This window comes from Serratia sp. OS31 (genome assembly GCF_014164835.1).
Classification (GTDB): domain Bacteria; phylum Pseudomonadota; class Gammaproteobacteria; order Enterobacterales; family Enterobacteriaceae; genus Serratia; species Serratia liquefaciens_A.
Genome location: NZ_JACJFQ010000026.1, coordinates 1 through 12,480 on the forward strand (window position 1 = coordinate 1; position 12,480 = coordinate 12,480).

Genomic DNA, 12,480 nt, shown 5'->3' on the forward strand with positions numbered 1-12,480 from the left:
ATTTATTTGTGTGACGCAGCTTTTCATCAATGTGGCATGGGCAATGCTTAGGTGTCTGTAGAGTGCCGGCAATCAGGCACCACCCTTACAGTCTCCGTTCCCATGAGAGGTGTTACATGAAATACGTTCATCCCGGTTTGCCAGGCTCGTTGGTCTCTTTCAAACAGCGCTACGGCAACTACATTGGCGGCAAATTTGTCGAACCCGTTTCAGGCAACTACTTCACCGACACCTCCCCGATGACAGGTCAGACTGTCGCCGAATTCCCGCGTTCCGACGCGAAAGATATCGAACAAGCGCTGGATGCGGCGCATGCTGCAGCCGAAACCTGGGGGAAAGTCAGCGTTCAGGAAAGGTCTAATGTGCTGCTGGCGATCGCCGATCGTATGGAGTCAAAGCTCGAATTGCTGGCACTGACCGAAAGCTGGGACAACGGTAAACCGATCCGTGAAACGCTGAACGCGGACATTCCGCTGGCGATCGACCACTTCCGCTATTTCGCCGGCTGTTTGCGTGCGCAGGAAGGCACCGCCGCAGAGATCGATCAAAACACCGTGGCCTACCATATTTACGAACCGCTTGGCGTGGTTGGGCAGATTATTCCCTGGAACTTCCCGCTGCTGATGGCCGCCTGGAAACTGGCCCCGGCGCTGGCCGCCGGCAACTGCGTGGTGCTTAAACCGGCGGAGCAAACCCCGCTCAGCATCTGCGTGCTGCTGGAAATGATAGGTGACTTGCTGCCGCCGGGCGTGCTCAATGTGGTTCACGGTTTCGGTAAAGAAGCCGGTGAGGCATTGGCAACCAGCAAGCGTATCGACAAAATTGCCTTTACCGGCTCAACCCCGGTAGGCCGCCATATTCTGGCCTGCGCGGCGGAAAATATTATTCCCAGCACCGTGGAGCTGGGCGGCAAATCGCCGAACATCTTCTTTGAAGACATCATGCAGGCGGAACCAGAATTCATCGACAAGGCGGTTGAGGGGCTCATTCTTGGCTTCTTCAACCAGGGTGAAGTCTGTACCTGCCCTTCGCGCGCCCTGATTCAGGAGTCGATTTACCCGCAATTTATGGAAAAAGTGCTGGCGCGCATCACTACCATTCGCCAGGGTGACCCCTTTGACACCGACACCATGATCGGTGCCCAGGCGTCTCAGCAGCAGTTCGACAAGATCCTGTCTTACATCGAGATCGCTAAAAACGAAGGCGGGAAAATCATTGCCGGCGGCGAGCGCGCCAGCCATGAGCAAACCTTGCAGAGCGGTTTTTATCTGCAACCCACCTTGATTACCGGCAATAACAGCATGCGTTTCTTCCGTGAAGAGATCTTCGGACCGGTGATCGGCGTGACCACTTTTAAAGACGAAGCCGAAGCCCTGGCATTGGCCAACGACAGTGAGTTCGGGCTGGGTGCCGGTTTGTGGACCCGCGACGTTAATCGCGCCTATCGCATGGGGCGCGCCATCAAGGCCGGCCGCGTGTGGACCAACTGTTATCACCTCTATCCGGCGCATGCTGCCTTCGGCGGTTACAAAAACTCCGGCGTCGGCCGCGAGACCCACAAGGTAGCGCTGTCGCATTACCAGCAGGTCAAAAACCTGTTGGTCAGTTACGACAGTAAACCGCTCGGGCTGTTTTGATTCTTTCGCGTTACTGAAACCTGGATGGCCTTTCTGAGTGCTGACAAATCGTGAAAAGGTTAATCCGGTAGGGGTCGAACATGTTCGACCCGATTTAACTCATTGATTATGCTTTGGGCGCAGCATGCAGCGCCCCTACCATTAAACAACAGAGCACTTGTCACAACCACTAAGGCCACCTCAGTGGCCTTAGTTATTTGCGCGGGATTATGATGCGGAAAGATCGATAACCATGCGGCCACGAATAGTGCCCGACTTCATCTCTTCGAAGATCTCGTTGATGTCGCCCAACGGACGCTTGGTTACTTTCGGCGTCACTTTGCCTTCGGCGGCAAACTGGAAAGCTTCTTTAAGGTCTTCACGGGTCCCCACCAGCGATCCCACCACCTGAATACCGTCCAGCACCAGCCGCGGAATGCTCAGGTCCATACTCTCTGGCGGTAGTCCCACGGCGACCACTTTGCCCCCCGCGCGAACCGCATTGACCGCGGAATTAAAGGCTGAACGCGCCACCGCAGTGACCACGGCAGCATGCGCGCCACCGACTTTTTGCTGAATGATTTCTTCGGCGTTTTCAGTTTTCGAGTTGATAACCAGATCGGCGCCAATTTCTTTGGCGAAATCCAACTGGCCCTGATTGACGTCAATGGCGATCACTTTGGCGTTGAACACGTTCTTGGCATACTGCAATGCCAGATTCCCCAAACCGCCCAGGCCATAAATCGCGATCCACTGTCCCGGTTTAATGTCGGAAATTTTCACCGCCTTATAGGTAGTGACGCCGGCACAGGTAATGCTGCTGGCTGCAAAGGAGTCCAGGCCATCCGGCACCTTGACCGCATAATCCGCTACTACGATGCACTCTTCCGCCATGCCGCCGTCAACGCTGTAACCGGCATTTTTCACCGAGCGGCACAGCGTTTCGTTACCATTGACGCAATATTCACAGTGGCCACATCCCTGATAGAACCAGGCGACGCTGGTACGATCCCCGACTTTCAACGAGGTGACACCTTCACCTACGGCGGTGACGACCCCAATCCCTTCATGCCCCAGGGTGATACCGGGCACTTCGCCAAAATCGCCATTTTTGACGTGAAGATCGGTATGGCAAACGCCGCAACACTCCATTTTCAGCGCCGCCTCACCGTATTTCAGTGGGCGAAGCTGTTTATCCTGAATATCGACACTGTGGTTTTTAGTCACTACGGCTGCTTTCATAGGATATCTCTCCTCAGGTGAGTTGAAGTACAGTTGTTAATGTAGTTACTCATAACCCTGAGGGCAAGAAATGCGGGGTTTTCTTTAAAAACAAATATTTAATATCAGCCAGAGCGATTGCGGTTCTGAAACGGAAATAATGATTAACGCTTGGTTTTAGTGATTTTTGTGGCCTTGGCGGGGTTACCGGCAACGAATTCCAACGTTGGCGAATAGTAAAAAGGCAACCAGGCATGGTAACTGCTTTCCCATTCCCACTTTACCGGGCAGGGCCACAGAATATCTTCATGCAGGATGTAGTAAACCCATCGCCCGTGCGGGCGGCGCGGTTTGGCTGTACGCATAGCGTCTGGCTTCTTCGGGGCGGAACGGTTATCGCTGATATTCAATAGCCCGCAGTCGCATAACCACGTTGCTGGGCTTGGGGGCAACATCCTTCGTGATGGGATAAAAATGACCGCTCTTCATGTTAAATTCTCTTTGTGATCAGGGATACAGAGTTACCTGGCACAAATTTAACATGGACCACGGTCCGCAAGCCATCTTTCCCCTCCGGAGGACGATCCGTCGACACTTAACTGTCATCAATTATTCATACCAGATAAATACACAGCAGCTAGGGTGGGCACAACATGCCAATTCAAGAAGCGCTATGAGCTATTTATCACTGAGCAACATCACGAAAACCTGGGGCGATAAAACCGCACTGGATAACATCAGTTTTGAAGTGCAGGAAGGCGATTTTGTCGCGCTACTGGGGCCCTCCGGCTGTGGAAAATCTACCCTGCTGCGCACCCTGGCCGGCCTTGAGTCCGCCGACAGCGGTGCGATTGCCATCCAGCAACGTGATGTGACCGCCCTGCCGCCTTCGCAGCGCAAACTCTCGATGGTTTTCCAGTCTTACGCGCTATTTCCCCACCTCAGCGTGCGCGAGAATTTGCTGTTTGGCCTGCGGGCCCGTGGAGAGGATAAACAGCACTTTGCCTCGCGCCTGGCGGACATCAGTAAGCTGATGGAGCTCGAACCCTTGCTGGATCGCCTGCCGTCCCAGCTTTCCGGTGGACAACAGCAGCGCGTGGCATTAGGGCGCGCGGTGATAGCCCAAAACAAACTGTGCCTGATGGATGAACCGTTATCCAATCTGGACGCCAAACTGCGTCAGAGCATGCGCCGTGAAATTCGCGCGCTGCAACGCAAGCTGGGGTTGACCATGCTGTATGTCACCCATGATCAAACCGAGGCCATGAGCATGGCGGACAAGATAATACTGCTCAACGATGGCCGAATTGAACAGCACGACACGCCAGACAACCTTTATAACAATCCCGCCAGCATTTTTGCCGCACAGTTCATTGGCGCACCGCCGATGAATATTTTGCCTTTAACGCTCAAGGGCGATGGTCATCACATTGGCAACGCCCCTCTTCCGGTGCTGTCAGACCGCCAGGAGACGGTATTGAGCCTGGGCATTCGCGCCGAAGAGATCGGTCTGTGCGCGCCCGGCAGCGGCAATCTCACCGGCCAAATCATCAGCTATGAATATATGGGTGCCGATACGCTCGTCGTTTGCCATCTGCCTGCGCTGCAAGAACCGATCACGGTGAAAACGCCCGGAATGCAACGTTTTTCCGAAGGCAGCCTGGTCGGCCTGCAATGGGATGAGCGCGCACAGTACCTGTTTTCCTCCAGCAATGGTGAGCGTTGCCACCACAGGGAACACGCCTTTCAAACCGTGACACAGCAATACGCAATTCAATAATCAAAAACATCACTTTATTTCAGGGGAATACCATGTCTGTCTCGCTCCGTTTATTTAAACTAAGCGCTGCCGCCCTGCTGTTGGCCGGCGTTTCCGTTTCTGCCCTGGCGGCGGATGCCGTTAAGCTGCAAATGTACTATCCGATCGCCGTCGGCGGCAAAATCAGCCACACCGTTGAAGGGCTGGTCGCAGACTTTGAAAAGCTGCACCCGGACATCAGCATTCAGCCGGTCTATACCGGTGACTATGCCACCACGGTGACCAAAGCATTAACCGCCTTTCGCGGCGGAAATGCACCGCAAATCGCCGTCATCGGGGATATCGAAGCTTATTCTCTGATCGACGCCGGGGCTATCTTGCCGGTCAGCGATCTGGCTGACGATCAAGCCGGCAAGGCCTGGATCGACGGTTTCTACCCGGCGTTTATTCGTAAAATCCAGAATAAGGTGTGGGGGATCCCATTCCAGCGTTCTACCGTGGTGCTGTACTGGAATAAACAGGCGTTTCAGCAAGCCGGGTTGGATGGCGAGACGCCACCGGCCAACTGGCAGCAGGTGGTTGATTTTGGCCAGAAACTGGTGGTGCGCAGCGGCAACGAAGTTAAACAGTGGGGCATTGAGATCCCGTCCACCCCGATCGGCTACTGGACCTTCCAGGGCATTGCCGCCACCAACGGCAGCCATTTGGATAACGGCAAGGGAACGGCGGTGACCTTCAACACCCCGGCCAACGTCGAAGCCTTAACCTGGCTGACCGATCTGGCGCAAAAATATGGCGTTTCGCCCAAAGGCGCCATTACCTGGAGCACCACGCCGCAGGACTTTATCGACGGTAAAACCGCCATGATGGTCACCACCACCGGCAACCTGACCACGGTGCGCGAAAATGCCAAGTTCCCGTTTGGCGTCGCCATGCTGCCGGAGAAAACCCAGCGCGGCAGCCCGACCGGCGGCGGTAACCTGTATCTGTTTAACGGCACCACCCCGGCGCAGCAAAAAGCTGCAGTGGCCTTTATGCAATGGTTATCCGCACCGGAGCAAGCGGCCCGCTGGAGCATCGCCACCGGGTATGTTGCAACTTCACCGGCAGCTTGGGAAACCGCGACCATGAAAGAGTATGCCGCCAAGGTGCCACAGGCGACCGTAGCTCGCGAGCAGTTAAAATATTCGCAGCCGGAGCTGTCCACCTATAACAGTGTGCAAATTCAGGAATTGCTGAACCGCGCCGTGGAAGCCGCCGTGACGCAGAGTAAAACGCCGTCGCAGGCGCTGGAAAACGCGCAGAAACAGGCTGACCGTTTATTGCAACGCTACCAATAATCGAGGCAGGCATGACCCCATCGCATTCTGCCTTGTACACCGCCCGCCGGCATCGTTTTACCTTGCAGCTTTATGGCTATTTGCTGGTGCTGCCGGCTTTGATTTTTCTGATTACCTTTACCCATTATCCGGCGTTGGCCACGGTATGGGAAAGCGTATTCAGCGCGGCGCACAACAACCGCCCGGCCCAGTTCGTCGGGCTGGATAATTACCGCGCATTGCTGGATGACGAGACCTTTATTCTGTCGCTGCGCAATAACCTGCTGTATGCGGCCATCACCATTCCGCTGGCGGTGGGCTTGGCACTGCTGATGGCCCTGGCGGTCAACCGACGCCTGCGCGGTACCGCGTTCGTTCGTGCCGCCTTTTTTATTCCTTCGTTGCTGCCGATGGTGGCGATCGCCAATCTGTGGTTGTTTTTCTATACCCCGCAGGTGGGGTTGTTGAATCAGCTATTGGCGCTGTTTTCGCTGCCTGCGGTTAACTGGCTGGGTGACCCGCAGTCTGCGCTTTATTGCCTGATGGCGGTATCGGTGTGGCGCGAGGCCGGTTTCTTCATGATTTTTTACCTGGCGGCACTGCAGCAAATTGATCCCAAACTTGCCGAAGCTGCCGAAATCGAAGGGGCATCACGCGGCTATTTTTTCCGCCGCATCCAATGGCCGCTGCTGATGCCCACCACGCTGTTTATTCTGATCAACGCGTCAATGAACGCCTTCCGCATTGTCGATCAGGTGATCGCCATGACCAACGGCGGCCCCGACAACAGCACCAGCCTGCTGCTGTTTTACATCTACAGGACGGCGTTCAGCTATTGGGACCTGCCCTATGCTTCGGCAATGACCGTGGTACTGCTGGTCATTTTAGCCGGTATCGCGTTAATTAAGTTCAATCTGCTGGATAAGCGAGCCCACTATCAATGAGCCTTTCCATCGCCGCGTCAACGCCGAAAAAAGTTTCACTACGCCGTATGGGTTGGGGTTTGCTCACCTGGGCCGTTGCCCTGCTGTGGATCTTGCCGATCCTGGTGGCCGGCTGGGTCGCCATTCACCCGGTAGGCGAACAGGGAGGCTTTTCACTCTTTGCCCCATTGACCACGCAGAACTTTATCAATGCCTGGCATGCAGCGCCCTTTGGCCGCTATTTTCTTAATACGATTTTGCTGGTGCTGCTGATCGTGGTTTGCCAACTGATCCTGGCCACCATGGCAGCCTATGCGCTGGTGCGTTTCAGGCTTAAAGGGGCCGGCATTCTGTTTGCCCTGGTCTTATTGCAGTTGATGATCAGCCCGGATGTCCTCATTCTGAACAATTATCAAACCATTGGCTCGCTGGGCTTGCGCGATACGCTATTGGGGATCGCCCTGCCTTACTTTGCTTCGGCGTTCGCTATTTTCCTGTTGCGACAAACCTTCAAAAGCATCCCACTGGTGCTGGAAGAAGCGGCGATTGTCGAAGGCGCCAGTCGGTTTTACATTCTGCGCCGTATCTATATTCCGCTGGCGAAACCGGTGTATGTCGCTTTTGCGCTGGTGTCGATAAGCTTCCACTGGAATGACTTTCTCTGGCCGCTGGTTATTACCGACTCGGTCAATGTACGACCGCTGACCGTTGGGCTGCAGCTGTTCTCTGCGCCGGAGCAAGGCGTGCAATGGGCGCTGATCGGTGCGGCGACGCTGATGACGTCCGTGCCTTTGCTGATCTTGTTTCTGGTGTTTCAACGTCAGTTTGTTCAATCCTTTATGCGCGCCGGCATTCGCTAGCGCTGAGCAGGTAACCCATGACTTCACACCTCACAGCTGCACAAACCCTGGCCCTGGGGGCCGTCAGTACGCTTTATCGGGCGCCGCAATTTACTGAACAATCCGGGCAACCAGAGAAGCTGCGCTTTGGGCTGATAGCGGATCCCCAGTATGCCAACGCCGACCCCAACTTCGAATACAACCGTTACTACCGTAACAGCCTGCGCAAGTTGAGCCAGGCCATCACCCAGCTTAATGACTTACCGCTGGCCTTTGTCGCCACGCTGGGTGATTTGGTTGATCGGGACTGGGACAGCTACGCCGATTTGTTGCCGGTGTATCAGCAATTACGTCACCCGCATGCCGTGGTTATGGGTAACCATGATGCGGATGTCATTTCCTGCCATTTGGCGGCGCAGTCTCCTGCGCTGGCGTTGCCGAAGCACTACTACCAGTTCAGCCTGAAGGGCTGCCGTTTTATCGTGATCGACGGTAATGACCTCAGCCTGTATTGCAATCAGGCTAACGGCGACGAGTATGCCCAGGCCCAGCACCTGCTGGCCAGGATCCGCGCCGAGCATCAACCGCAGGCGCAAAGCTGGAACGGCGCCGTCGGCGATGAGCAACTCCGCTGGCTGGAGTGCAGCCTGGCGGACGCACAGAAACAGGGAGAAAAGGTGTTGGTATTCGGTCATTACCCGCTGGCACCAGACAATGAGCATAACCTGTGGAACTGCGACGCCCTGGTCACTCTGTTGTGCCGTTATCAGGTACGCGCCTATTTTGCCGGTCATTACCATTTGGGCGATTATGTGCGGATAGAGAATACCGACTTTATTACCCTGAAGGGCATGGTAGATGGCGATGAACTGCTGCCGTTCGCCATGGTAGAACTGGATGGCGACAGCCTTTCGATTACCGGTTTCGGGCCAGAAATCAGTCGTACGTTAGTGCGATAGCAGCACCGCCCTCAGAACGCCAGGCCTCCGCCACCCGGGTAGAGGGTCTTGCCGGCAATCTTCATCACCTCGGCCCCCAGGGTGACAAAAGGCGCTTGTCGGCAGGCATAAATCAGCCCGCCCGCGCTGGCTCGCACCGCTTTTACCGTATCGGTGATCGGGTCGATGATTTCTGCCACCGCTTCATCCGCCTCCACCCACTCTCCTGGCTGGCGCAACAGCAGCAAAATGCCGCTGGCTGGCGCGTGGACAATCTCCCCGGCGGCAAACGGCAGCATCGCCACTTCGCGTTGCGGTATCGCCGGAGCGGGTCCGGCAACGGCGCCTCGGTGCTGTAAATAACGGTACAGGCGTTCTGCGTCACCGCTGGCCAATTCATGGCTGATATCCCGTTGTCCGCGTAATTCCAGCGTAACCGCCATGCAGCCCGGTTGGAGCTGGCTTAGGGCAGGATGCTGTTGCGCCAGTCGAAGCCAGGGCAAACCGCAGGCTTCATCAAATGAACCGCCACCGCTGTCTTGCGAAAACAGTACCGCCTCAATGTCCATAAAACGCGCCAGAACTTCGGCATGATGTTCCCAAGCCGGATCGGCGTACATATGCAGGATGGCGCGATCGTCACAGTGCAGATCCAGCACCACATCGGCATCACAGGCCAACAGCAGCAATTGGCGACGCAGTGCCGTGACTTCACTGCCCTCGGTCATGGCTTGCAAAACGGTACGCATCGCGGCCCGGACTTGCGGCTGAAGAGGTTGCGAGGCGCTAAAATCGTGGTTTTGCAACAGACGCGCCAGATCGGGAAAATCGCGATTGAAGTTGCGGCCGCTGACCAGATCGAAGCGCCCCACGCCACCGTTGAGCAGCACCTGCGCCAGCCCCGGGGGGTTGGCCAGCGGCACCAGGATTATTTCGCTTTGCAGCTCACCACGCCGTTCCGCCTGGCTGAGTAATCTTTTAAGATAATGCAGCACCAGCATGCCGGGCAGTTCATCGGCATGCAGACCGGCCTGCAGGTAAATTTTTTCGCCTTTACCCGGCTGGCCGAAATGAAAACTGGTGAATTGGCGCTGCCCCCCCAGGGCATGTTCAGGTAACTTATGATGTTTACTTTTCATTGGACGCCCTATCTGTGGAAAAGAAAGCCCGGCTTGATCGCATCGACAAAAAAATCCTTGAAATACTGTGCCGGGATGGCCGCATTTCCTATCAAAAGCTGTCCGAGCAGGTCAACCTGACCGCGCGCCCCTGTCTGGAACGGGTTCGTGGGCTGGAGCGCGACGGCATCATCCGCGGCTACAGTGCCATCATCGAGCTGCCGGAGCCGGAGCATGCGTTCGTGATCCAGGCGCAGATCGCGCTGGCCGACCACGGTCATTCCCAACCGGCGTTTGAGCAGGAGATGCGTAATACCCCGGAGGTGCTGGATTGCTGGCTGGTCAGCGGCAACTTCGATTTTCTGGTGCGCATTGGCTGCCGCAGCATGGAAAACTACCGGTTGCTGGCCGACAGCTGGCTGACCAGCAAGAAATTCCGGGTGGATAAAATCGTCACCCTGACCGAACTGCAATCCATTAAGCGCTCCTGAACGCCCTTAATCTCGACGGACAAACCCCAACCAACGCCGCTCCGCCCGCGAAAACAGAAATATCAGCAGGAAGGTGCACAGCAGGTACAGCGCCGCCGCCATCAAAAAGGGAATAAATGGCGAATAGGTGGCGGCATAAAGTGCCCGCGCCACGCCGGTGATATCCAGCAGCGTGACCGTGCTGGCCAGCGAAGTGGCATGCAGCAAGAACACCATCTCGTTGTTGAGTGCAGGAATGCCGCGCCGTAGCGTGGCCGGCAGCACCAACCGCTGGATGATCTGCCGCTGGCTCATGCCATAGGCTTCACCGGCAATCCACTCCTGGCGCGGAAAGGTTTCCATCATGCCAGCCAGCAGCTGCGCGACGTAGGCACTGGTATTGAGCACCAACGCCAGCGTGGCGCAGAAGGTCGCGTCGCGAAACAGCAGCCAGAAAGGCTGATCGTCCTGCCAACCCAGCTGCACCACGTCAAACTGCGACAGGCCGTAATAAATCAGCATCAATTGCAGGTACAGCGGCGTACTGCGGAAAAAGTAGGTCACGCTGCGGATCAGATAAGACAGCGGGCGTGGGCCGTAAACCTGACCTATCGCCATTAACATCGCCAGCAATAAGCCGGGGACGACCGACAACAAAAACAGTTTGGCGGTCATCGCTAACCCAGTGACGTCGGAGCCGTCACTCCACAGAAAACTCGGTGCGGCTTCCAGCATATTTTGCAGGTTCATCAGCGGGCTCCTGCATTTGAGGAAGCCAAGGCGTATCGCCGCGACAGCCGGCTAAAGCCCCAACTGGAAATCGCCGTGATCGCCATATAAATCAGCGCCACCAGGAAATAAAACAGGAATGGCTTTTGCGTGGCGCGCCCGGCCTGCTCTGCCAGCCACACCATGTCCTCCAGCCCGAGGATCGACACCAGCGCCGAGGCCTTCATCAACCCAAGCCAGTTGTTGTTGATGCCAGGGATGGCAAAGCTCAGCATTTGGGGTAACAGAACACGGCGAAATACCTGGCCTGGGCTCATACCATAGGCCATCGCAGCCTCCAGCTGGCCACGCTCCACGGTAAGAAACGCGCCACGGAAGGTTTCGGTATAGTAAGCGCCAAACACGAAGCCAATCGCCAACACCCCGGAGATAAAGGTGTTAAACCGCAGCGGCCCCAGCCCCAGCAGACCGAGGGCTCCGTTGACCAGCATCTCACCGCCAAAGAACAACAGCAGCATAATCACCAGTTCGGGGATACCGCGCACCAGCGTGGTGTAGCCGGTTGAAACCCAGCGCAGCCAGCGCGGACCAAAGAGTTTGATCAGCGCATTGACCAGTCCAAGCACCAGCGCCACCGCCAGTGATACCAGCATGACGCACAGCGACATCGCCGCCCCCTGCGCCAGCAACGGCAAATACTCTGTGACCATACCCGGCCTCCCATACTTGACAGATTGCCGGGCCAGCCGGCATTAACGAGCCGGTTTAGTTACCGTAAATATCGAAGCTGAAATATTTTTTCTGGATGGCTTCGTAAGTGCCGTCGGCGCGAATGGCCTTGATCGCACCGTTAAGCGCGTCACGCAGCGCCGGGTTGTCTTTGCCCACCGCGATGCCGACGTCGGAGGAAATGCTGCTGTCCTCAATCACCGGACCGGCAAAGGCAAATTTCTGCCCGCGCGGGGTATCGATAAAGCTGCTGGCGGCCTGGGTATTGTCCTGCAACGACGCATTAATGCGGCCGGACATCAAATCCAGATAGACATTATCCTGGTTGGCGTAAGAAACAATTTTCACCCCTTTTCCACCCCAATGTTGTTTCGCGTAGGCTTCGTGTATCGAGCCGGTCTGCACCCCGACGGTTTTGCCTTTCAGGCTGGCAACGTCAGGCAGTAAAGCGCTGCCTTTACGCGCCACCAACTGGGCGGAACTGCGGTAATAGCGATCGGTGAAATCCACTTCCTTTTTGCGCTCATCGGTGATGGTCAGCGAAGCGATAATGGCATCGAACTTATGGGCATTGAGCGCGGCAATCATGCTTTCGAAGGGTTGTTTGACGAACACGCATTTGGCATGCAGTTGAGTACAGAGCGCATTGGCGATATCGATATCAAAACCGGTGATCTCGCCGTTGGGCGCGAGCACGTCAAACGGCGGGTAGCCACCGTCAACGCCAAAGCTGATGGTGTCGAAGGCCTGAGCCGCCGCAGGGCCGCCCAACGCCAGGCTGGTCAGTAAAACCGCTAATGTTTTTTTCATGGCTGAGAT

The 12,480-nt window shown here is 56.1% G+C and carries 13 protein-coding genes; 7 read left to right on the top strand and 6 right to left on the bottom strand.

Going from position 1 to position 12,480, the window contains the following annotated elements:
• Positions 1 to 116 precede the first annotated feature (116 nt).
• Positions 117 to 1,637, top strand: coding sequence for an aldehyde dehydrogenase family protein (locus H5P17_RS19235; protein WP_182824640.1), 1,521 nt, complete (start codon positions 117 to 119; stop codon positions 1,635 to 1,637).
• Between the two features lie 207 nt (positions 1,638 to 1,844).
• Here H5P17_RS19235 and adhP read toward each other — a convergent pair whose 3' ends face one another.
• Together adhP and H5P17_RS19245 are read right to left on the bottom strand one after the other, a co-directional pair.
• Positions 1,845 to 2,858, bottom strand: a complete 1,014-nt coding sequence (adhP, locus tag H5P17_RS19240) for an alcohol dehydrogenase AdhP (RefSeq protein WP_182824642.1) — start codon at positions 2,856 to 2,858, stop codon at positions 1,845 to 1,847.
• Between the two features lie 143 nt (positions 2,859 to 3,001).
• Positions 3,002 to 3,202 carry a hypothetical protein gene (locus H5P17_RS19245; RefSeq protein ID WP_017892824.1) on the bottom strand — a complete coding sequence of 67 codons (201 nt, stop codon included), beginning with the start codon at positions 3,200 to 3,202 and terminating at the stop codon, positions 3,002 to 3,004.
• 308 nt (positions 3,203 to 3,510) lie between these two features.
• On the opposite strand from H5P17_RS19245, the gene H5P17_RS19250 reads away from it, so the two are divergent.
• Genes H5P17_RS19250 through H5P17_RS19270 form a run of 5 tightly spaced genes read left to right on the top strand, consistent with a single transcriptional unit; the run spans position 3,511 to position 8,636 of the window.
• A complete protein-coding gene (locus H5P17_RS19250; protein ID WP_182824644.1) occupies positions 3,511 to 4,617 on the top strand; it encodes an ABC transporter ATP-binding protein in 1,107 nt (368 codons plus the stop codon).
• A gap of 32 nt (positions 4,618 to 4,649) precedes the next feature.
• On the top strand, positions 4,650 to 5,936 hold the full coding sequence (locus H5P17_RS19255; protein WP_182824646.1) for an ABC transporter substrate-binding protein: 1,287 nt from the start codon (positions 4,650 to 4,652) through the stop codon (positions 5,934 to 5,936).
• A gap of 11 nt (positions 5,937 to 5,947) precedes the next feature.
• Entirely contained in the window at positions 5,948 to 6,859 is a 912-nt protein-coding gene (locus tag H5P17_RS19260; RefSeq protein ID WP_182824648.1) for a carbohydrate ABC transporter permease, read from the top strand.
• Positions 6,860 to 6,906: 47 nt separating this feature from the next.
• Positions 6,907 to 7,698, top strand: coding sequence for a carbohydrate ABC transporter permease (locus H5P17_RS19265; RefSeq protein ID WP_044552927.1), 792 nt, complete (start codon positions 6,907 to 6,909; stop codon positions 7,696 to 7,698).
• A 17-nt stretch (positions 7,699 to 7,715) separates the two neighbouring features.
• Positions 7,716 to 8,636, top strand: a complete 921-nt coding sequence (locus tag H5P17_RS19270; RefSeq protein ID WP_182824649.1) for a metallophosphoesterase — start codon at positions 7,716 to 7,718, stop codon at positions 8,634 to 8,636.
• Between the two features lie 11 nt (positions 8,637 to 8,647).
• On the opposite strand, the gene H5P17_RS19275 is transcribed toward H5P17_RS19270, so the two are convergent.
• A complete protein-coding gene (locus tag H5P17_RS19275) occupies positions 8,648 to 9,754 on the bottom strand; it encodes a succinylglutamate desuccinylase/aspartoacylase family protein (protein WP_182824650.1) in 1,107 nt (368 codons plus the stop codon).
• Between the two features lie 14 nt (positions 9,755 to 9,768).
• Here H5P17_RS19275 and H5P17_RS19280 point away from each other — a divergent pair, with 14 nt between their 5' ends.
• A complete protein-coding gene (locus tag H5P17_RS19280) occupies positions 9,769 to 10,224 on the top strand; it encodes an Lrp/AsnC family transcriptional regulator (protein ID WP_020826863.1) in 456 nt (151 codons plus the stop codon).
• A 6-nt stretch (positions 10,225 to 10,230) separates the two neighbouring features.
• Here H5P17_RS19280 and H5P17_RS19285 read toward each other — a convergent pair whose 3' ends face one another.
• From H5P17_RS19285 to H5P17_RS19295, 3 genes are read right to left on the bottom strand one after another with little or no spacing between them, the layout of a single operon-like run.
• Entirely contained in the window at positions 10,231 to 10,953 is a 723-nt protein-coding gene (locus tag H5P17_RS19285; RefSeq protein ID WP_044551065.1) for an ABC transporter permease, read from the bottom strand.
• Positions 10,953 to 11,642, bottom strand: coding sequence for an ABC transporter permease (locus H5P17_RS19290; protein ID WP_182824651.1), 690 nt, complete (start codon positions 11,640 to 11,642; stop codon positions 10,953 to 10,955). Before H5P17_RS19290 ends, H5P17_RS19285 begins: the two co-directional genes overlap by 1 nt.
• A 55-nt stretch (positions 11,643 to 11,697) precedes the next feature.
• Positions 11,698 to 12,471, bottom strand: coding sequence for an ABC transporter substrate-binding protein (locus H5P17_RS19295; protein ID WP_020826860.1), 774 nt, complete (start codon positions 12,469 to 12,471; stop codon positions 11,698 to 11,700).
• Between the last annotated feature and the right edge of the window lie 9 nt (positions 12,472 to 12,480).